This is a genomic window from Streptomyces sp. NPDC048612 (genome assembly GCF_043199295.1).
Classification (GTDB): Bacteria; Actinomycetota; Actinomycetes; order Streptomycetales; family Streptomycetaceae; genus Streptomyces.
In genome coordinates, this window is sequence record NZ_JBICVV010000006.1 from 102,884 (window position 1) to 123,207 (window position 20,324).

At 73.4% G+C, this 20,324-nt stretch carries 20 protein-coding genes, 1 tRNA gene, 1 pseudogene and 1 riboswitch; of the genes and pseudogenes, 16 read left to right on the forward strand and 6 right to left on the reverse strand.

Annotated elements, in window-relative coordinates; genetic code table 11:
* Nucleotides 1–63: 63 nt before the first annotated feature.
* The 6 genes from ACGFN2_RS12135 (at nt 64) to ACGFN2_RS12160 (ending at nt 6,524) form a co-directional block, all read left to right on the forward strand.
* The gene (locus tag ACGFN2_RS12135) at nt 64–2,070 is read left to right on the forward strand and encodes an FAD/NAD(P)-binding protein (RefSeq protein WP_393359596.1); all 2,007 of its coding nucleotides are present in this window, start codon (nt 64–66) and stop codon (nt 2,068–2,070) included.
* A 97-nt stretch (nt 2,071–2,167) separates the two neighbouring features.
* Nucleotides 2,168–2,632 (forward strand): DoxX family protein, encoded by a 465-nt coding sequence (locus ACGFN2_RS12140; protein ID WP_393359598.1) that lies wholly within the window; start codon nt 2,168–2,170, stop codon nt 2,630–2,632.
* A 323-nt stretch (nt 2,633–2,955) separates the two neighbouring features.
* A complete protein-coding gene (locus tag ACGFN2_RS12145) occupies nt 2,956–3,606 on the forward strand; it encodes a DedA family protein (protein ID WP_393359600.1) in 651 nt (216 codons plus the stop codon).
* 171 nt (nt 3,607–3,777) lie between these two features.
* Nucleotides 3,778–4,362 (forward strand): N-acetyltransferase, encoded by a 585-nt coding sequence (locus ACGFN2_RS12150; protein ID WP_362608401.1) that lies wholly within the window; start codon nt 3,778–3,780, stop codon nt 4,360–4,362.
* Nucleotides 4,363–4,578: 216 nt separating this feature from the next.
* Nucleotides 4,579–5,775, forward strand: a complete 1,197-nt coding sequence (locus ACGFN2_RS12155) for a methyltransferase (protein WP_393359602.1) — start codon at nt 4,579–4,581, stop codon at nt 5,773–5,775.
* A 92-nt stretch (nt 5,776–5,867) separates the two neighbouring features.
* A complete protein-coding gene (locus ACGFN2_RS12160) occupies nt 5,868–6,524 on the forward strand; it encodes a nucleoside/nucleotide kinase family protein (protein ID WP_393359604.1) in 657 nt (218 codons plus the stop codon).
* On the opposite strand, the gene ACGFN2_RS12165 is transcribed toward ACGFN2_RS12160, so the two are convergent.
* Complete coding sequence (locus ACGFN2_RS12165) at nt 6,487–6,897, reverse strand: hypothetical protein (protein WP_393359606.1); 411 nt, start codon at nt 6,895–6,897, stop codon at nt 6,487–6,489. The genes ACGFN2_RS12160 and ACGFN2_RS12165 overlap by 38 nt on opposite strands.
* A gap of 170 nt (nt 6,898–7,067) precedes the next feature.
* On the opposite strand from ACGFN2_RS12165, the gene ACGFN2_RS12170 reads away from it, so the two are divergent.
* From ACGFN2_RS12170 to ACGFN2_RS12180, 3 genes are all read left to right on the forward strand, one after another.
* Entirely contained in the window at nt 7,068–7,781 is a 714-nt protein-coding gene (locus ACGFN2_RS12170) for a MarR family winged helix-turn-helix transcriptional regulator (protein WP_393359608.1), read from the forward strand.
* On the forward strand, nt 7,778–8,626 hold the full coding sequence (locus ACGFN2_RS12175) for an alpha/beta fold hydrolase (protein WP_393359610.1): 849 nt from the start codon (nt 7,778–7,780) through the stop codon (nt 8,624–8,626). Before ACGFN2_RS12170 ends, ACGFN2_RS12175 begins: the two co-directional genes overlap by 4 nt.
* A 67-nt stretch (nt 8,627–8,693) precedes the next feature.
* Nucleotides 8,694–8,940, forward strand: a riboswitch (cobalamin riboswitch).
* A gap of 19 nt (nt 8,941–8,959) precedes the next feature.
* Nucleotides 8,960–10,120 (forward strand): HoxN/HupN/NixA family nickel/cobalt transporter, encoded by a 1,161-nt coding sequence (locus tag ACGFN2_RS12180; protein ID WP_393359612.1) that lies wholly within the window; start codon nt 8,960–8,962, stop codon nt 10,118–10,120.
* A gap of 118 nt (nt 10,121–10,238) precedes the next feature.
* Here the strand turns inward: ACGFN2_RS12180 and ACGFN2_RS12185 are convergent, their stop codons facing one another.
* From ACGFN2_RS12185 to ACGFN2_RS12200, 4 genes are all read right to left on the reverse strand, one after another.
* Nucleotides 10,239–10,739, reverse strand: a complete 501-nt coding sequence (locus ACGFN2_RS12185; RefSeq protein WP_393359614.1) for a VOC family protein — start codon at nt 10,737–10,739, stop codon at nt 10,239–10,241.
* A 184-nt stretch (nt 10,740–10,923) separates the two neighbouring features.
* Entirely contained in the window at nt 10,924–11,475 is a 552-nt protein-coding gene (locus ACGFN2_RS12190) for a DoxX family protein (RefSeq protein ID WP_393359617.1), read from the reverse strand.
* 254 nt (nt 11,476–11,729) lie between these two features.
* Nucleotides 11,730–12,824, reverse strand: coding sequence for a DUF1152 domain-containing protein (locus ACGFN2_RS12195; RefSeq protein ID WP_362608418.1), 1,095 nt, complete (start codon nt 12,822–12,824; stop codon nt 11,730–11,732).
* A gap of 168 nt (nt 12,825–12,992) precedes the next feature.
* Nucleotides 12,993–13,064, reverse strand: a tRNA-Val gene (locus tag ACGFN2_RS12200).
* Between the two features lie 142 nt (nt 13,065–13,206).
* On the opposite strand from ACGFN2_RS12200, the gene ACGFN2_RS12205 reads away from it, so the two are divergent.
* The 7 genes and pseudogenes from ACGFN2_RS12205 to ACGFN2_RS12235 all read left to right on the forward strand — a co-directional run bounded on the left by ACGFN2_RS12205 (nt 13,207) and on the right by ACGFN2_RS12235 (nt 19,538).
* A complete protein-coding gene (locus ACGFN2_RS12205) occupies nt 13,207–14,586 on the forward strand; it encodes a hypothetical protein (protein WP_393359619.1) in 1,380 nt (459 codons plus the stop codon).
* A 225-nt stretch (nt 14,587–14,811) separates the two neighbouring features.
* On the forward strand, nt 14,812–15,540 hold the full coding sequence (locus tag ACGFN2_RS12210; protein WP_393359621.1) for a DUF4383 domain-containing protein: 729 nt from the start codon (nt 14,812–14,814) through the stop codon (nt 15,538–15,540).
* Nucleotides 15,541–15,655: 115 nt separating this feature from the next.
* Complete coding sequence (locus tag ACGFN2_RS12215) at nt 15,656–16,360, forward strand: FadR/GntR family transcriptional regulator (protein ID WP_393359623.1); 705 nt, start codon at nt 15,656–15,658, stop codon at nt 16,358–16,360.
* Nucleotides 16,361–16,568: 208 nt separating this feature from the next.
* Nucleotides 16,569–17,314: pseudogene (locus ACGFN2_RS12220) on the forward strand (enolase C-terminal domain-like protein); the annotation flags it as partial.
* Nucleotides 17,315–17,444: 130 nt separating this feature from the next.
* Complete coding sequence (locus ACGFN2_RS12225; RefSeq protein WP_362608427.1) at nt 17,445–18,065, forward strand: bifunctional 4-hydroxy-2-oxoglutarate aldolase/2-dehydro-3-deoxy-phosphogluconate aldolase; 621 nt, start codon at nt 17,445–17,447, stop codon at nt 18,063–18,065.
* Between the two features lie 80 nt (nt 18,066–18,145).
* Nucleotides 18,146–19,291, forward strand: coding sequence for a sugar kinase (locus tag ACGFN2_RS12230; RefSeq protein WP_393359844.1), 1,146 nt, complete (start codon nt 18,146–18,148; stop codon nt 19,289–19,291).
* Nucleotides 19,292–19,316: 25 nt separating this feature from the next.
* Nucleotides 19,317–19,538, forward strand: a complete 222-nt coding sequence (locus ACGFN2_RS12235; protein WP_362608431.1) for a zinc ribbon domain-containing protein — start codon at nt 19,317–19,319, stop codon at nt 19,536–19,538.
* Nucleotides 19,539–19,661: 123 nt separating this feature from the next.
* On the opposite strand, the gene ACGFN2_RS12240 is transcribed toward ACGFN2_RS12235, so the two are convergent.
* A complete protein-coding gene (locus ACGFN2_RS12240; protein ID WP_393359846.1) occupies nt 19,662–20,285 on the reverse strand; it encodes an O-methyltransferase in 624 nt (207 codons plus the stop codon).
* Nucleotides 20,286–20,324 lie beyond the last annotated feature (39 nt).

Genomic DNA, 20,324 nt, shown 5'->3' on the forward strand with positions numbered 1-20,324 from the left:
CCCGCCTTCCCGGGCGGCCGGGCCCGCCGGGCCGGCCGTCCGCCGCCCCAGGGAGAGCCCCTCTTGGCCGCCGACCACATCGCCGACCGCCGCCCCCGGCCCGCCCTCGCCCTCGTCGGGGCCGGGCCGCGCGGGACGAGCGTGCTGGAGCGGATCTGCGCCTCGGCCGCCGAACTGGCCCCGGGATCGCGGCTGACCGTCCATGTCATCGACCCCGCCCCGCCGGGCGCGGGCCAGGTGTGGCGCACCGCCCAGCCGCCCGAACTCCTGATGAACACCGTGGCCTCACAGGTCACCCTGTTCACCGACGACAGCGTCGCGTGCGCCGGCCCGATACGCACCGGGCCGAGCCTCCATGACTGGGAGGGGTGCGAGGTCGGCCCGGACGACTATCCGGGGCGCGCGCTCTACGGGCGTTATCTGGAGTGGTTCTTCCGCCGCACGGTGCGCACCGCGCCCGAGGAGGTCACAGTCGTGACGCACCCGGCCCGCGCGGTGCGGCTGGCCGAGGCCATCGACGGCACGCAGTCCCTGACCCTCGACGACGGCCGGACGCTGCACGGCCTGGGGGCGGTGGTTCTCGCCCAGGGCCATCTGCCGGCCGTCGGGGACGCGGAGCAGCGGCGCCTGGCCGACTACGCCGCCGGGCACGGGCTGCACTACCTGCCGCCCGCCAACCCCGCCGATCTCTCCGCCGCCCTGGAGGCGCTGGCGCCGGGCCGTCCGGTACTGCTGCGCGGTCTGGGCCTCAACTTCTTCGATCACATGGCGCTGCTGACGACGGCCCGGGGCGGCCGGTTCGTCCGCGGCTCCGACGGGGCGCTGACGTATCTGCCGTCCGGCCGCGAACCCCGGCTGTACGCGGGCTCCCGGCGCGGCGTTCCGTACCACGCGCGCGGTGACAACGCGAAGGGCGCACACGGCCGTCATCTGCCGCTGCTGCTCACCGCGGACGTGATAGCGGCGTTCCGTAAACGCGCGGACGCCGGTGAACTGCCCGACTTCCTGGCGGAGGTCTGGCCCCTGGTGGCCAAGGAGGTGGAGTCGGTCCACTACGAGGCGCTGCTGGCGCGGCGGGGTGCGGGCGGCGCGGCGGACCCCCTCTTCCGGGAGCGTTTCCGGCGGCGCTTCCTGGACAGCGCGCACCGCAGCCCCGAAGAGGCCGCCGTCCTGGACGCGTTCGGGATCGCACCGGCCGAGCGCTGGGACTGGGAACGGGTCTCCCGGCCGCACGGGGAGCGGTCGTTCGCCGGCCGTGCCGCCTTCCGGGACTGGCTGCTGGACCATCTGCGGGCGGATGTCGCGCACGCCCGCCAGGACAACGTGTCCGACCCGGTCAAGGCGGCGCTGGACGTGCTGCGGGACCTGCGCAACGAGCTGCGGCAGATCGTCGACCACGGCGGGCTGGCCGGCGCGTCCCGCCGCGACCACGTGGACAGCTGGTACACCCCGCTCAACGCCTTCCTGTCCATCGGGCCGCCGCGGCGCCGGATCGAGGAGATGGCCGCGCTGATCGAGGCCGGGGTGCTGGAGGTGGTCGGCCCCCGGATGACGGTGAGGCCCGGCGCGGCCGACGGCGGCGCGCCCGGTTTCACGGCGCACTCACCGGACGTGCCGGGCTCGGCGGTGACGGCGACGGCGCTGATCGAGGCGCGGCTGCCGGAGCCGGATGTCCGGCGTACCGCGGACCCGTTGCTGGCCCGGCTGCTGGCCGAGGGCGGCGGCCGGCCGCACACCGTGGACGGCTACGAGACGGGCGGGCTCGATGTGTCGCCGAGCCCGTACCACCTCATCGGGGCCGACGGGCGGCGCCATCCGCGGCGGTTCGCGGTCGGGGTGCCGACGGAGGGCGTGCACTGGGTGACGGCGGCCGGGGCGCGTCCCGGGGTGGGATCGGTCACCTTGGCCGACACGGACGCGGTGGCGCGGGCGGCGCTGCGGGCGGCGGCCCAGGGCACGGCCCCGGGTGCGCACGGGGGCGTGGGGGCGGGCACGGCCCCGGCGAACGGCGTGGTTCCGGCGGCAGGTGCGGTTTCGGCGATGGGTGCGCCTTCTTCCGGCCAAAGGTAGCGTTTGGCCAGAGGTTGAACTTGCAAGTACAGATTAGGCCTCCCTAACCTGTCCCCTTCACGGTTCCCTCGTCCCCAGAAACCGTAGGAGTCCCCACATGTCCGCACCGCTCACGACGTCCCTCCAGAGATCCACGCCGCACGCGCTCGCGCTCTTCCGCATCGTCATCGGCCTGCTCTTCGCCTGCCACGGCGCGTCCTCGCTCTTCGGTGTCCTCGGCGGCGCCATGGGCCAGGGCGGCACCGTCCCCGCCGGCAGCTGGCCGGGCTGGTACGCCGCCGTGATCCAGCTGGCCGGCGGCCTGCTGGTGATGTTCGGCCTGGGCACCCGCGCCGCCGCGTTCATCAGCTCCGGCTCGATGGCGTTCGCGTACTTCACCGCGCACCAGGGCTCGGCGCTCTGGCCCATACAGAACGGCGGGGAGGCCTCCGCGATGTACTGCTGGGCGTTCCTGCTGCTCGTCTTCGCCGGCCCCGGCTCGTGGGCGCTCGACCGGGTGTTCTTCGGCGACCGCGGCCAGGAGGCGGTCCCGGTCGTCGAGCGGCAGCCCTCCGCCGCCTGACACCCCCGCTGCCCGGCGGAGCCCGGGACCTCCCGGCTCCGCCTCCACGGCCCGTACGGCACCTCGCCGTACGGGCCGTGCCGCGTCCAGGGGCGCCGGACTCCCCGGACGACGACGACCGGACACGCCCTTTCCCGCGCGCAGGCCATATCGCCCGCACTGCGCATTTCACCCATACGCAGCGAAGGGTGCACAGCATCCCTTCCCTCGCATCCCACCCCCACCCTTTCGGCCACCCTGCCAGGCGTACGCTGTATGGCTGTAGAGCCGCCCCTGCCGCACCGAGCGACGTCGCGGCGGGGTTCGGACCGGGGAGAAGGACGTTGTTGGAAAGCCTGGGGTCCCTCAGCGGCACCCCTTGGGTGTATGTGATCGTCAGCCTCTCGATCGTTCTCGATGTGTTCGTCCCGATCCTGCCCAGCGGGGTCCTGGTGATCGCCGCGGCCACGACGGCGGCCGGCAGCGGCCCGGCGGCGGACGCGGTCGGCGCCGTCGAGGCCACCGCCGCCGGCACCGGTAACCACCTGGCCGAAATGTGCTCCCTGATGGTCTGTGCGGCCACCGCCTCCGTGCTCGGCGACATGGTCGCCTACCGGCTCGCCCGGCGCGGCGGCGACCGCTTCGACCGCGCCATCGGCCGCTCCCGCCGGCTGACCACGGCGCAACAGCGGCTCGGTACGGCGCTGACGCGGGGCGGCGGCGGCATCGTCGTCCTGGCCCGCTTCGCCCCGGCCGGGCGCTCCGTGGTCAGCCTGGGCGCCGGCGTCGCGCACCGTACGGTCCGCGAGTTCCTCCCGTGGTCCGCACTGGCCGGTGTGGCCTGGGCGGCCTACAGCGTGAGCCTCGGCTACTTCGGCGGGCACTGGCTCGGCGCCTCCTGGATGAGCACCGCCCTCTCCGTCGTCGCCCTGTTCGCCGCCGGATCGGCCGCCGTCTTCCTGATGCGCCGCCCGGACCGGCACCCCGCGCACTGACCGGCCGGACACGGACCGGCCGGACACGGACGTTCGCGGAGGACCGTCCGGCGGACGCCGACGGCCCGTTGGCGACCGGGCGTTGGTGACCGCCTGTTGGCGACCGCCCGTTGTGGCGGCGGAGCGGAAAAACCCTGGCCGTTCACCGGAGCCGGTGCGACGATGACGGACATGAGCGGTATCCACGCATCCCATGACCCGCAGGGGACCGGCGACAGCGGCGCGGGGGACCCGGCCGGGCCCGCCGTCGCCTGGCGCCCCCGCCCCGAGACCGCCGCGGACACCGCGGCCGTCCGCCGGATCAACCTCGCCGCCTTCGAGACGCCCGAGGAGGCCGACCTCGTCGACGCCCTGCGCCGCGACCCGTCGGCCTGGCTGCCGGGCCTGTCCTATGTGGCCGACGCCCCGGACGGCATCCCGGCGGCTCATGCGCTGCTGACCCGCTGTCATGTCGACGAGGTCCCCGCCGTGGCGCTCGCGCCGTGCGCGGTGCTGCCCGCGCACCAGAAGTCCGGTGCGGGCGGTGCGGTGATCCGGGCGCTCCTGGAGGCGGCGCGGGCCGCGGGTGAGCGGACCGCGATCGTGCTCGGCCATCCGCCGTATTACCCGCGCTTCGGCTTCACCCCGGCCGCCTCCGGGTTCGGCATCCTGCCGCCGCAGCCCTGGCCGGACGAGGCCTTCCTCGCACTGTCCCTGGACGGCTCCACACCCCCGCGCGGCACGGTGCGCTACGCCCGCGCCTTCGGCATCGACTGACCTCGGGCGTGCCCGCCGCCCGCCGGCGGGCACGGTGAGCGGCCGGGGGCCACACCGACACCGAGTAAAGTCGACGGTCACACCACCCGCCCACCGTCTCCTGCGAGCGCAGCACCGCTCCCCCGGCGCAGCACCGCTCCCCCGGCGCCGGACCGGCGCCGCCTCACGGGCGGCTCCCCTGGGAGGGCTCCCACCACACATACGAGGCACACTGCGGTGAACCACCCGCCGGTCGTCGAATGGACCGAGGCCGACCAGCCCCGCTCCGCCCGTTGGCGCTCCGAGAACGACGCCCCGCCGCCGCGCCGTATCGTCATCGCGGACGACCGGACGAAGGCCGACGACGCCTACAAGCTCGCCTGCGAGGGCACGGCGCTGTTGTGGCGCGGCGATTTCCACAACGCCCGTCAGCTGCTGACGGCGATGGCCCGCCGTATCGACCGCCGCCCGCGCAAGAACCCGCCCACCGATGTCACCCAGGCCTTCCATGTGCACCGGGCCGCGCAGAATCACCGGGCCCGCATCCTGGGCATGCTGCTGGTCCCCCTCGACGACACCTTCGCCGTCCCGCTGCACCGCGCCCCCGACGTCCGCGAGGCCTGCACCCGGGCGTATGGCCCCGGTGAGCCCGCCCGGGGCGAGGCGTCCGGCGCGACGGCCGGCCCGGACCCGACCGCCGCCCTCGTCTCGCTGCGCGAGCTCCTTGCCCTGATCGGCGCGAATGAGTGGCGCAGGAAGGGCGTCGAGATCCCGGCGCTCGGCGGCGACCGCATCCATCCGCACTACGGCGTCTTCTCCCCGGCCCGCGGCGAATACGTCGACCTGGTGGCGGAGGCACCGCTGCCCACCGAGGAGCTGGCCTTCGACATCGGCACCGGCACCGGCGTGCTGGCCGCGGTGCTCGCCCGGCGCGGAGTGCGCCGGGTCGTGGCCACCGACCAGGACCCGCGCGCGCTGGCCTGCGCCCGCGAGAACACCGAACGTCTGGGCGTCGCCGGGCAGGTGGAGGTTGTCGAGGCCGATCTGTTCCCGGCCGGCCGCGCCCCGCTGGTCGTCTGCAACCCGCCGTGGGTGCCCGCGAAACCGACCTCCCCCGTGGAGCACGCGGTCTACGACCCGGGCAACCGGATGCTGTACGGCTTCCTGAACGGCCTCGCGGACCATCTGACCCCGGAGGGCGAGGGCTGGCTGATCCTCTCCGATTTCGCGGAGCACCTCGGCCTGCGTCCGCACACCGTGCTCGTCGAGGCCTTCGCCGCGGCCGGTCTCACGGTCCTGGACCGGCTCGACATCACCCCGCGCCATCCGCGCGCCCGCGACACCTCCGACCCGCTCCACGTGGCCCGCGCGGCCGAGGTCACGTCCCTGTGGCGCCTGGGCCTCGCGAACCGGCCCGCGTCCGCCCGCGGTTGAACGGTCCCCGGCCGGCCACCCCATACGGCCGGGGAGCGCCGGCCCGGGCCCGTCCGGCCGAGGGGCCGCCGATCGGGCACGATGGACGCACCATGCATCCCCGGCACCTCCTCTCCCGCGCCCGGCGGCTCGCCGATTCCGCGACTCCCGGCCGGCGCCGGCTGCTCGGTATCACCGGCCCGCCCGGCGCCGGCAAGTCCACCCTCGCCGCCCACCTCGTGGCGGAGCTGGCCGGGCGGGCGGCGCTCGTCCCGATGGACGGCTTCCACCTCGCCGGGGCTGAGTTGAGCCGCCTGGGCCGGACGGACCGCAAGGGCGCACCGGACACCTTCGATCCGGCCGGGTACGCGGCGCTGCTGGCCCGCCTGCGCACGCCGGAGCCGGACGGCGCCGTCTACGCCCCGGCGTTCGACCGCCGTATCGAGGAGCCGGTGGCCGGCAGCATCGCCGTGGCACCGCACCTCCCGCTCGTCGTGACCGAGGGCAACTACCTCCTCCTCGACGCCGGCCCCTGGGCGCGGGTCCGGGCGCTGCTCGACGAGGTCTGGTACGTGGACCTGGACACCCCGGAGCGGCTCCGGCGGCTGATCGACCGCCATGAGCACTTCGGGCGCCCGCGCGCCGACGCCGAACGGTTCGTCCACACCTCCGACGAGGCCAATGCCCGCGTCGTGGCGGCCACTCGCGACCGCGCCGACCTCGTCCTCACCTTCACCCCCGACGAGGCCCCGCCGCCGACGGGCTGCTGACCTCCCGCCGCCCGCCGGCGAGCAGCCCGACCACCGACAGCGCGCCCCACCCCACGGACACCGCCACCGCCGCGAGCTTCCGGTCGCGGCCGGGCAGCGTCGCACCGAGCAGGACCGCGTCCCCGAAGTCCGCCGCGATCCGCACATACGCGGCGGTACGCAGCGCCGGGCCTTCCGGAGCCGTCGCCAGCGCCAGCCCGCTCACCGCGTCCCGCCAGGCCAGCGGACGCAGGGAGAGGCGCGTCGCCCACGCGGTCCGCCCCTCCTCGTCGACCAGCCCCGAGGGCCGCGCCAGCAGATCGGGCACCGCGGCCACCGCCGCCCCGTACACCGCCGTGGCGACCCCGACCGCACGCAACAGACCGACCTTCATCCGCCGTCCACCTTCCTCGCCCACCGACCGTCCGACACTGACCACAGCTGACCACACACGCCTCATCCCTCCCCTCCGCCTCCTCAACTCCATTCCGCGGCAGACCTCTTCCCAAACGACATCAGCGGTGTCATCATGACATCACGAGTGTCATCGAGAAGGGGGCGGAGATGGGCGCCGAGAGGGATACCGAGCGGGACACCGACCGGGGGGCCAAGCGGGATGCCGAGCAGGACGCCGAGAGGGATGCCGGCGCCGGAGAAGCTGCGGCCGCCGAGGATCTGCTGTACGGCGTCATCCGGCGCCTGTGGCCGCTGCACCGCACGGTCGTGCGCGCGGTGGAGCGCGAGCTGGCGGACACCGGCCTGACCGCCGGCGAACACGCACTGCTGGACGCGCTGCACACCGAAGGCCCGCGCACCGTCCCGCAGTTGGCGCGCGGAATGGGGCTCGACCGCCAGCCGGTACAGCGCCGGGTGAACCACGCGGCGGAGCTGGGCCTGGTCGTCACGGCCCCGAACCCCGCCCACCGCCGCTCCTCACTGATCCGGCTCACCGCCGAGGGCACGGCGGCGATACGCGGCATCCAGCAGTTCGAGGCGACGGAGCTGCGGCGACGGCTGGCCGACCTGCCCGCCGCCGACGTCCGCACCGCGCTGCACGTACTCGACCGGCTCGGCGAGGAATTCCGGCACCTGGCGAACGGCTCGCACGTTCCACGGGAGGAAACCGACAGTCAGGGCAGCCAGGACAGTCGTGATAGTCGTATCAATGAAGGCAGTAACGACGGTAACGGCAGTATCGGTAACGACGGCACGCCGGACGGCCGCGGCGGCAGACCCGCCCCGGCCCCTCTCATGCACGAAGGACGGTCAGGGGAATGACGCGGAGAATCACCGCCTGGTCCGAGATCGACAACGGCATCGTGCCGGTCGACGAGGGCGAGCTGTTCTACGAGACGGCCGGCTCGGGCCCCGCGGTGGTGCTGCTGCACGGCGGCATGCTCGACCAGCACATGTGGGACGAGCAGTTCACCTGGCTGGTCAACTCCGGCCTGCGCGCGATCCGTTACGACTTCCGCGGGCACGGCCTGTCCTCGACCGTGACCGGGGACTACGCCAACCACGACGACCTGTGCGCCCTGCTGGACGCGCTCGACGTCCCCAGCGCCGTCCTCGTCGGCCTCTCCCACGGCGCACGGGTCGCGCTCGACACCGCCCTCGCCCATCCCGGCCAGGTGACGGCCCTCGCGCTGGCCTCCCCGGGGATCAGCGGCCGGGCCTTCAGCGACCCCTTCGTGCTGGAGCACATCAAGGAGCAGGTGGCGGCGATCGGCACACCGGACGGCGCGGAGTGGTATGTCGAGCACTTCCTGCGGATGTGGGTGGACGGGCCGCATCGTGAGCCGTCCGCGGTGCACCCGGGGTTCCGCGAACGGATGCGCGCCTCGGCCGCGGCCAATGTGGAGGTCCATGCCGACGGCACGGGTGCCGGGATACCGCTGGAGGTCGGCGCCGCCGACCGCCTCGGCGAGATCCGGGTACCGACGGTCGTGCTCGACGGTGATCTCGACAGCAAGGACATCTCCGCCAACGCCCACGCGATAGCCCTGACCGTCCCGGGCGCCCGAAGAGTCCGCATACCGGGGGCGGCCCATATGGTCAATCTGGAGAACACCCCGCTCTTCGATCACGAACTGCACGCCTTCCTGTCGTCCCTGGACTACTGACCCACGGCGCGCCACTCCCCGTGGGCGGCTGCGAACCCCCACGCCCCTCGTGCCGCCGGGGTGGCCGCTAGAGTGGCCGGGCCGTGGTGCTCGGGAATCCGGTGACGGACCGTGTGGTCCCAGTCCGGAGCGGCCCTCGCCACTGTGATCGGGAAGTTTCCACCCCTTCCGCGGGCGCCTGACGCGTCCGCGGCGCCACTGACCGCAGCCTGCGGCCGGGAAGGCGGGGTGGAGACGGGCACCCTCCCCCAGGCTGCAAAGGGACAGGGTGGCAACCCCAAGCCAGGAGACCGGCCACGGCATCTCACGAAGTGATCCACGAGGTGCTGGAGCGTGACCGTCCGGATGGCCCTGTCCACCAATACTCCCAAGTCCCCTGCCCCCGCCGCGTTCCGCTGGCGCCGGCAGGACACCCTCCGCACCGCGGGCCTGATGGCCGTCATAGCCGGGCTGCACGTCGTCGCCTTCGGCGTGCTCTTCCTGCTCGTGGTCCCGAACCACTACGCCGTCGGCAGCCAGGTCTTCGGCGTCGGGCTCGGCGTCACCGCGTACACCCTCGGCATGCGGCACGCCTTCGACGCCGACCACATCGCCGCGATCGACAACACCACCCGCAAGCTGATGGCCGACGGCAAGCGTCCGGTCTCGGTCGGCTTCTGGTTCGCCCTCGGCCACTCCAGCGTGGTCGTGGCGATGGCGGCCCTGGTGGCCGGCGGCGCCCAGCTCGCCGGCACCCTGCTCAACGACGAGTCCCGTACGCACCAGATTTTGGGCACGGTCGGCACCACGGTCTCGGGCACGTTCCTCTACCTCATCGCCGCCCTCAACCTCGTCGCGCTGGCCGGGATCTGGCGGGTCTTCCGCGGGCTGCGCGACGGCCGCTACGACGAGGCCGAGCTGGAGCAGCGCCTCGACGCGCGCGGCTTCATGAACCGCTTCCTGGGGCGGTTCACCCGCTCCATCTCCCGGCCCGGCCAGATGTTCCCGCTCGGCTTCCTCTTCGGGCTCGGCTTCGACACCGCGACCGAGGTGACCCTGATGGTGATGGCGGGCAGCGGCGCCGCGGCGGGCCTGCCCTGGTACGCGATCCTGTGCCTGCCGCTGCTGTTCGCCGCCGGCATGAGCCTGTTCGACACCCTGGACGGCACCTTCATGAACTTCGCCTACCAGTGGGCGTTCGCCAACCCGGTGCGCAAGGTCTACTACAACCTCACCATCACCGGTCTGTCGATCGCCGTCGCCTTCTTCATCGGCACCATCGAGCTGGTGACCGTGCTGCACGACAAGCTCGGCCTCAACGACGCGCTGACCGGCTGGATTTCGGGCCTCGACCTCGACAACGTCGGATTCATCATCGTCGGCCTGTTCGTGGTGGTGTGGGCCGCGGCACTGGCCTACTGGCGGCTGGCCGGCGTCGAACAGCGCTGGGCCGAGCGGGCGGAGCGGGCCGGTGAGACGACCGAGCCGGCGGAACGGACCGCGCCGGGCGCCTGAGGCGGGCCCAGCCCCTGAGGCGGAGCGGGCCGCGCGCAGCGCCTGAGGCAGAGCCCCACCCCGGCCCCACCGACTCCACCGGCCCCGCCTCCTCGGCGTCCGGCCCGGCCCGGCGTTCTCACGTGGCGGAGCCGGCCGCGGCGCCCGTCTCCCGGTCCGGCCCCCAGCGCTCCAGCGCCGCTTCCAGATCGAGGGGCAGCAGCCGGTCCGGCAGGTCCGGGCCCGGCCAGTCCTCCCGCGGCACCCGCCACATCACCTCGAACTCGTTGCCGTCCGGGTCCTTGGCGTACAGCGACTTGGCGACGAGATGGTCGCTGGAACCCACCAGGGCGCCCCGCTCGGTGAGCCGGGTCCGGGCCTCGACGAGTGCGCGGAGCGTGCCGACCTCCCAGGCCAGGTGATACAGCCCGACCTGCCCGGCCTCCGGCCCCGGCGCGTCCGGCGCCACCGCGAACAGCCCCAGATCGTGGTCGTTGAGCGACCCGGGGGCGCTGAGAAAAGCGGCCCGCCCCGGCACCTCGACGTCCACCGTCAGCCCGAGGGCGTCGGTGTAGAAGGCCACCGACCGTGCTACATCGCGGACGTTGAGCACCGCGTGGTTCAGACGTCGTACGGACATGGAGCCCTTCTCCCGTCTCCCGGCCGCGACACCGCCGTGGCGCCGCCGCCTTCCCTGCCTCTGCTGTACCCCGCACGCCCCGCCCCTGCCCAGGGCCGGCCGGCCCGTTATGCGGCCCGACGGACGTCCTGTCCGTGCCCCCCCGGTGCGCGCGGAGCGAGGCGGCCGCCCCCGGGGCCCGTGGTCACTTCCGGACCAGCAGCACCCCGCCGGCCAGCACCACCCCCACCAGCAGCGCGAGCACTCCGTGCAGCGGCCGGACGGACCGCAGACCGGGCAGCAGGCGGTCGACGGCGTAGCGGCCGGGCCCGGTCAGCGTCAGGGCCGCCGCACCGGCCGTCAGCAGCAGCTCGTACTCCACCCCCTTGGGCGCGAAGAAGCCGCCGCCCCACTTCACGGCCAGCGCGTTGACCATCGTGCCGACGACCGCTGCCCCGGCCAGCGGCGTGAGCAGCCCGGCCACCAGCCCGAGCCCGCCGAGCGTCTCGCTCAGACCGGCGACGACGGCCATCGTCCGGCCCGCCGGATAGCCGCTCATCGTGAAGAACTGCCCGGTCCCGTCCAGCCCCGGCCCGCCGAACCAGCCGAACAGCTTCTGGGCCCCATGAGCCGCCATGGTCAGCCCGAGCGCGAGGCGCAGCAGCAGGAGCCCGGCGTCGTAGCCGTGCGGAGCGGCGTCACGGCGGGCGGGGAGGTCGATACGGGAGGACACGAGAGTGCCGAGGGGAGACGTCATGCAGGAGCCGCTCTTTCGCATATCGGGGCCGGCCACGCGAGGCCGCGAACAACTACTTGAAACTTCAAGTCACTCTCTCGACGATACACAGCACCCCCACCACGAACAACAGCGCACACCTCCCGGGGGCGCCGGCGCGATGGCGACACCTGCACCCCCATCGCGGCAAAGATCGGGCCGCCGACTCCCCTCACCTGCATGCGAGTTACCTGCAGGGGACGCAGGGGACACGACCGGCACCCCCCGCCGCGCGCTCAGGCTTCAGCCGGGATGCGCCACAGCGGAGCCTGATACTGCTCCGGCCGACAACTGAGCAACAGCGCCCTGAGCTGCTGGCGTTGGCCGCCGCCGAGACCACAGCCTTCGGCGAGCCGCCGGAATGTGGTGTGGGTAATTCCGCGCGCCCGCGCACCGGCCTCGAATTCATCGAGCCGCCGGAGCGCGAATTCCGGGGTGAACTCCCCCGCGGGCTGCCGGCCGGCCCGGCCGGCGTGGTGCCGTTCGTCGTCGATTTCCGAGAAGCCGCAGATCTCGCGGCTGTACCGCTCGACCTGGTGCAGGTTCTCCGTCGCGAGGACGGCGCCGGCGAGCCGGTTGCGGTCGAGGGCTGCGTCGAGGTCCGCCTCGTACACGACGGGACTCTCGTCGGTGAGCGGCACCGGCACGCCGCCACCTCCCCCTTCGCACCGGCCGCGCACGCCACGCGCGGCGGCGGCCAGCATCGCCGTGGCCTCGGAGGGATGCCACTCCAGAACCGGGCCGACCGGGGCGACATGCCCGGCGTCGAGGGTCAGAACCACCGGCCCCAGCCGGTCACGCAGGACATCGGCGGGGAGTTCGCCGTCGAGGCCGGGTCCCGCGACCAGAAGCCGTACGGGGAAGTTGAGTTCGCAGCACGCCGCGAGGGTGAGGGCATCGGCGAGCGGGCTGCGGAGCGTGGGTTCGCCGCCTCGGGCGAGGATGTCACCGCCGACATCCAGGAGGTCGACGGACTCCGGCTCCACGTATTGGACGAGCTCCTCCAGCTGGCGCACCATGCCCTCGGCGCCATGATGCGGATCGATGAGCGCGAAGCTCTGCGGAAGCTCAGCGGCCAGCCCCGGGAGCGTCGAACCGGCGGGAGCGATCGCCGCCGCGTCGGCGGGGACCGTCCAGACACTGCGGGTGAGCGCGCGAAGCCCGGTGAAGTTGGCCGGCCCTCTGGGCCCCGGGACGGGATCGGTCACCATCCGGTCCCACGCGTAGGTGAACACCACCGCCGGCGTCCCGCCACCGTAGAGGGCGCCGTCCAGCATCGCAGCGGCGACAGCATCACCGCCTCCGCCCGCTGCCACGATCACGCGCGTCATACAGGCCAGCGTACGAGTACGTGGGCATACGGGACAGAACCGGCGGTCGAAGCGGGACCCGCGCCTGACGCCCGCCACCTCACCTCGCCGCGCCACAGAAAATGATCAAGGCCCAGGAATCCGAATTCACCTCGGATGACCTGGGCCTTTGTCGTTTCACGCAAGGAGTGGGCACAACAGGATTCGAACCTGTGACATCTGCTTTGTAAGAGCAGCGCTCTACCGCTGAGCTATGCGCCCTTGCCGAGCCGACAGACTACCTTGCCTCTGGGCCTGAACTGCAAACCAGTGCGCGAAGTGCGAACTTACCGGCCGGTGTGTTCGTTTCCGGTGAGTGGGAGAATGACATTCGGTCCTGGGGCGATCCGATCGGGAGAGGGAAGTGACGGCGACAGAGACTCAGCCGCATGAGCAGCGAGAACGCCGTCGCGCCCGTGGGGGCCCGGTCCGCGATGTGGTGGCGCTCATGTTGCTGCCGTTGCCGCTGGTGGCGGCGATGGTGCCGTTGTCGTTCGCGGGCGGGGGGACCCGTCGCTGGTTCGGGCGCGGGGAGGGCCAGCGGGCCGATGCGCAGGCCGCGAAGGATGCCGCCGCGGCGGCGTTCTACGAGCTGGACACCGCCCACCGTGATCTGCGGATCTCGATAGAGACGATCACCGCCGTCGACACCTCGCCGCCCGCGCGGAAGGCCGCAGAGGAGTACGAGGGCTTCGGCCGACGGATCGACGAGGTCAGCCAGGGGTACATCACCGCGGTCGACTCCCACGATCTGGACCGTGACGACCTCGACGGTGCCGCGGTGGCGCGGGCGCGGGCCGATCTGACCCAGGCGAAGCAGGAGCTGGAGCGGGTCAAGGGCGAGCTGGACCGGTTCGCGCAGGGGCTGACCCCGCTGCTGCAGTCCGCCGAGACGCAGCTGGCGCGGCTGGCGCCGGCCGTGGAGCGGGCCCGGCAGGGGCTGCTGGCGGCGAGCAACGCGCTGGACGCGGTCCGTGCGCAGGGCCTGCGGGCCGATGATCTCGCGGCCCGGCTGGCGGCGCTCGCACCGGAGCTGACCAAGCTCAATCAGGGCGCGGGGCAGCACGGCGTGCAGGAGACGATCCGGCGCGCCGACGACATGCTGCGCCAGGCCGAGGGCGTACGGGCCGAGGCCGAGCGGCTGCCGGGGAAGGCCGCGGAGATCGACAAGCGGCTGGTGTCGCTGCGGACCCGGGCGCAGGCGATCACGACGCGCGCCGGCAAGGTCGACCCGGTCCTCAGCGAGCTGCGGCGGCGGTACAGCGCGGCGTGCTGGCAGGACCTCCAGCAGGTGCCGGAGCAGGCCACGCAGTCCGTCCAGCAGGCCGAGGCCAAGCTGCGGGAGGCGCAGCAGGCGCGGGACGAGCAGCGCTGGGCGGATGCCACGAGCCGGCTGGCGACCGCACGGGCGCTGCTGGACACCACCGATGAGGCGGTGTCGGCGGCCGGTGACCGGCTGCGGCGGCTCGACGCGGTGTCGTTCGACCGGGAGAAGGAGGTCGAGCGGACCCGTTTCGCCGTACGGGACGCGCAGCGGCTGGCGATGACCGGGCGCAGCACCCCCGATCCGCGGCACGCCGGCCCCCTGGACGAGGCGGTGGCGCGGCTGGACCGGGCGGTCGCGGGCCTGGAGGGGCGCCATCCGGACTGGTGGCACTTCCTGATGGAGACCGAGGCGGTACGGGAGACGGCGGCCCGGGTGGTGCAGGAGATCCGGGACGCCAGGGGCGGGACCGGCGGCTGAGACCGCAGCTGCGGGGCGGCTCCGGGGGGTGACGTGCGGCGGCCCGGCCGGGGTGCGGCCCGAAGCGTGGCCGGGTCGGTCCGGGGCGCCCGGCCGGGAATCCTGCGGCGCCGTGGGAGCCCCTTCGTGCTGCCGCGTCGCTGGGTGCGATGGCGTGAACTGGCACCTGGGCGGATGCTGGAGGGAAGTACGGCCCAGTCGGCACCTGCGCGAAGGAGGCCGGACATGGCAACTGGGGCTACTGGCCAGACCCTGCACGGGCCCGCGAACCCGTTCCACCGGGCGAAGAAGAAGCACCGCACACGGCTCGACGAGCATCTGCCCGTGGACCACCGGCTCAGCAGGGTCTACCGCATCGGCGCCGGGCTGATGGGCCTGGTACTGATCGCGTTCGGCATCCTCGGGCTGACCCACCACATCGGCTACTTCGACACCGGCGGCGACACCGTGGCCGGGCTCAACACCAACGGCACGCTGAGCGTGCTCTCGATCGTCGTCGGAGCCATCCTCGTCGCCGGCATGGTGATCGGCGGGAACTTCGCCTCGACCCTCAACATCGTGCTCGGCGGCCTCTTCCTCCTGAGCGGATTCGTGAACCTGGCGCTGCTGGACACCGGCGCGAACTTCCTCGCCTTCCAGATCCAGAACGTCCTGTTCAGCTTCCTGGTCGGGCTGATGCTGCTGGTCTTCGGGATGTACGGGCGGGTCAGCGGCGGCCTCCCCCACGACAATCCGTACTGGCGCGCCCGGCATCCGGAGGAGGCCGAGCAGTTCGACCGCGGACAGTTGCAGCCCGTCTCCGGTATGACGGCCGCGCGGCAGGCGGCGCGGGTCAAGATGCAGGGCGCCTCCCATGCCGGGCGCGGTTCGTTCGGCGCCGGGACCAGCGGGAGCCGGAGGCGCACCACCCTCGACGCCGGCACCCGCACCGGTGGCGACAGCAAGCAGCCCTGAGCCGGGGCGGACCAGGGCGCGTCGGGGCCAGAAACGTCAGGGCGTACCGAGGTGGGAATGGGGTGCTCGGTACGCCCTGACGGCTGGGTAAGGGCGGGGAGCAGGGAGCAGCACGATGAGCGGTTCGGGGCACGCCGCCGCCTCCTCGGGGCACGGGGCCCACCATGCGGCGGTCGAGAGGCTCGCCCAGCGGATCTTGAAGGGGACGTTCGGGGAGGGCGAGAGCCTCGCGGTCCCCGAGGTGATGGCGGAGCTGGACGTGAGCCAGACCGTGCTGCGGGAGGCGGTCAAGGTGCTGACCGCCAAGGGCCTCCTCGGGAGCGACCGCAAGCGTGGCACCTTCGTCCGCCCCCGGGAGGACTGGAACCTCCTGGACACGGACGTACTGCGGTGGAAGCTGGCGGCCGGTGTCTCGTCCGACTTCTTCGCCGACGTGCTCGAACTGCGCCGTTCCATCGAGCCCGCGGCGGCCGGGCTCGCCGCGGAGCGCCGGACCGATGAGGATCTGGCGGCCCTGGACGCCGCGTTGAGCGCGATGGCCGCGGCCGAGGACGACCCGGTGCTGCTCGTACGCGCCGACGCGTCCTTCCACACGGCGATGCTGATCGCCTCGAACAACCGCTTCTACGCGCAGATGCACCGGGTGATCGTGCCGGTGCTGGTCCAGCGCGACCGGGCGGTGCTGGCCGCGGCCGGCACCTTCGAGGACCCTCATGCGCTGCATGCCACGGTCGTCGAGGCGGTACGGAACCGGGATGTCGACGGGGCGTACATGGCGATGCTCGAACTGCTCGATGTGTCCGCGCGGGAGCATCCGTAGGGGTGGCCGGGCGGCCTGGCGGGCCGGGAATCCGTGGGGGCCGGAGTAAGTGGGCGGCCACGTTCCGGGTTCGGTGCTGGGAGTTCGGTGTCGGTTCGGGTGACGGAGTGGGTGGGCAGGACCTCGCGCACGAGCCCGGTACACGGGTGGCCGGGGACGCCCGGTCGGTACGGCCGGACGCCGAAAGGACGGACCGTCCATGCATGCCCTCCGTGACGCGGTCACCGCGCAGACCGAGGCGGGTTTCACCGCCGTCAAGATGAACGGCTGCGGCAGGATGACGCCGGTGGCGACCCGCGCCGAAGTACGCGGATGACTGCTGCGCGCCGAGACCGCGCGCGAAGTCCTCGGCGACGAACGGGACTTCGGCCTGGACTTCCACGGCCTGGTCTCACCCGCCAACGCCCGCAGGCTCCTCCCCCTGCCGGCCGACTACGCACCGATGTTCGTCGAGGAGCCCGTCCTCTGCGACTACATGGATGCCCTCCCCGGTCTCGTGAACGCCTCTTCCATCCCCTCGCACTCGGTGAACGTCTCTTCACCCGGCGAGAGTTCCCGGCTCCTCAGCAAGCCGGGATGGCGATCCTCCAGCCCGGCATCTCCGAGCTGCGCCGGATCGCTGCGCTCGCGGAGGTGTACGGGGCGCAGCTCGCCCCGCACTGCCCCCTCGGCCCGGTCGCCCTGGCCGCCGGCCTCCAAGTCGCCTTCACCACCCCGAACTTCCTCGTCCCGGAACAGTCCATCGGCATCCACTACCACCAGGGCGCCGAGCTGCTGGGCCATGTCGCGGACCCGGAGCCGTTCCGCTTCCACGGCGGCTCGCTGCTGCGGACCGAGCGCCCCGGCCTCGGCGTGGAGGTGGACGAGGCCGCCGTACGGGCGGCGGATCAGCGGGGGCACGTGTGGCGGAACCCGGTATGGCGCCATGAGGACGGGGCGTTCGCCGAGTGGTAACGGGTCCCGTGCTCCACACCCCTCACGCCCGCCCATCCGGCCCGGAATAATCAGAGGTGTTACCCGTGCGCCCGAACGGCCCGGTCGCGCAGTACGCACGCGGCGGGGAGCAGGAGAAAGCAGGAACGCCATGGACTTCAGCACAGCGCTCCGGACCGAACGGCTGGTCGCCATCATCCGGGGCAGGGATGCGGAGGCATCCTTCCGTACGGTCATGGCGCTCGCGGAGGCGGACCTTCCGCTGATCGAGGTCTCGCTCAGCGGACACGACGCCCTGACCGTCATCCAGCGGGCCCGTGCCGAGCTGGGCGATGCGGCCTGGCTCGGCGCCGGCACCGTCCTGACCGCCGCTGACGCCCGGCGCGCCGCCGAGGCCGGGGCCAACCTCATCGTCACACCCGGGCTGGGCCCCGGTCTGGAGGAGTCCGTACGGCAGGGGCTCCCGACGCTCGCCGGCGTGCTCACACCGTCCGAGGTGATCGCCGCCGACGCGCTGGGCGTCTCGGCCCTGAAGCTGTTCCCGGCGTCCGTCGGCGGGCCCGCGTACCTGCAGGCGCTCCGCGGCCCCTTCCCCGAGCCGGCGTTCGTGCCGGTCGGCGGGGTGGACGCGGCCACCGCACCGGCGTACTTCGCCGCCGGGGCAGTGGCGGTGGGCGTCGGCACCCCGCTGATCGGGGACGCGGCGGACGGCGGCGACCTGGACGGGCTGCGCAAGCGCGCGGCGGAGTTCAAGGCAGCGTGCGCACAGTGACGGGGCAGCCGACTGCCTCGCGCGGCACGGACCGGCAAGGCGCCGCCGATGCCCGTCCCGGGGCGGCGCCCGGCCGGCCGCTGCTCCCGGGACGGCCCGGCCGCCCGGACGTCCTCACCTTCGGCGAGACGATGGTCGCCCTACGGGGCAGCGGCCCGCTGAAGCTCGGCGGCACGATGAACGTCTCCGTCGCCGGGGCGGAGAGCAATGTCGCGATCGGCCTGGCCCGGCTCGGGCACGAGGTCCGCTGGGCGGGCGCGGTCGGCGACGACGAGGCCGGACAGCTGGTGCTGCGTACGCTGCGTGCCGAGGGCGTCGAGGTGTCCGGCGCCACGGCCGATCCCGGCGCCCCGACCGGGCTGCTCCTCTTCGAGCCGCGGCTGCCCGAGGTCACCCGGGTGCACTACTACCGCGCGGGATCGGCCGGCTCCCGGCTCACCCCCGAGGTGATCCAGCGCGCCTTCGCCGCCGCCCCGCCCCGCGTCCTGCACCTGACGGGCATCACCCCGGCTCTGAGCCCCACGGCCCGCTCGGCAGCCGGGCGCGCCCTCCAACTGGCGCGGGAGCACGGCACTCTGGTCTGCCTCGATGTCAACTTCCGCGCCCGCCTGTGGACCGCCGAAGAGGCCGCCGAGGTACTTCGCGAGTGGCTTCCCGCCGTGGACGTCCTGATCGCCTCCGACGACGAGCTGCCCTTGTGTCTGCCCGGAGGAGGCGGCGGCCGGGACGGGGGCCAGGGCCGGGAGGGCTCGCCAGGTGGGGGCGAGGGGAGCCAGGGGGCTGAAGGAGCGGAGGGGGCTGAGGTGCAAGAAGGGCCCATGGCGGCCGGCGCCCGTGCATGGGGCGATGCCGTGCCCCTGCCGTCCGAGGAAGGCGCGGGCGCCCCCGCGGCCCGCGTGGCGACGCAGGCCGGGCTCCTGCTGGACCAGGGCATCGGCGAGGTCGTGGTCAAACTCGGGGCGGCGGGGGCGACGGCCTTCACCGACAGCGGCGCCCTGCACCGGCCCGCCACACCCGTACGGGCTGTGGATGCCGTGGGCGCCGGCGATGCCTTCGTGGCGGGCTATCTGTCGGCGCTGCTGGACGGTGAGGGGCTAGCCGGACGGCTGGAGCGCGCCGTCACCACCGGAGCGTTCGCGGTCGCGTCGCCGGGCGACTGGGAGGGCGCGCCGACCCGCTCGGAGCTGGGCATGCTGGGCGCGCCACCCGGCACCGTCGTGCGCTGATCGGCGCCGCGGCTAACCTGTGCCCATGCCTCGTTACGAATACCGGTGCCGCCCCTGCGACTCCACCTTCGAGCTGAACCGGCCGATGGCCGAGTCCTCCGCCCCGGCCGCGTGCCCCGAGGGCCACGAGGACACCGTGAAGCTGCTCTCCACGGTCGCCGTGGGCGGCTCCGCCACCGCCCCCGCCCGCGCCCCGAGCGGTGGCGGTGGCGGCGGCGGTTGCTGTGGAGGCGGCTGCTGCGGCTAGTGCTTGCCGGGCGACACCACGTCACGGAGCCGGGCCAGGGCGGGTGGCCATCGGCCGGTCCGGGGGCCGGTGGCCGGTCCGGGGGCCGGTGGCCGGTGGCCGGTCCGGGGTGGCCGGTGAACGCTACTGCTTGCGCGCCAGCGTCACGCCGTCCGCCACGGTGAGGATCACCGCCTCCATACGGGGGTCCGCCAGCACATGGTCGTTGAACGCCCTGATGGCCAGGGCGGACCCGGTGGCCGCCGGGTCGGCGACCTCCCCGTGGTACAGGACGTTGTCCGCGATGATCAGGCCACCCGGCCGCAGCCGGGGCACCAACTCCTCCCAGTAGGCGATGTAGCCGCCCTTGTCCGCGTCGAGATAGGCAAGGTCGATATGCGGCTCGGCGGGCATCGACCGCAGCGTTTCCAGCGCGGGTGCGATACGGAGGTCGATACGGTCCGCGACCCCGGCCTTGGCCCAGGACTCCCGGCCGTAGGCGGTCCACTCCTCGGACACGTCGCAGGCGATCAGCGTGCCGCCCTCGGGCAGCGCCTGAGCCATGGAGAGCGTCGAGAAGCCGGTGAACGTCCCGACCTCGACGACATGCCGAGCGCCGGTCAGCCGGACCAGGAACGCCAGCAGCGGCCCCTGTTCCTCCGCCGACTGCATCCCCGCCGCTTCGGGGAACTGTTGGTGCGTGAGCTCCACGATGTCCCGCTGCGCGGCGTTCAGCGGCGGATTGTGGGCGAGGACGTAGGCGTACATCTCCGCTGTGATCGGCGTGCTCTTGGACTCAGCCACTGG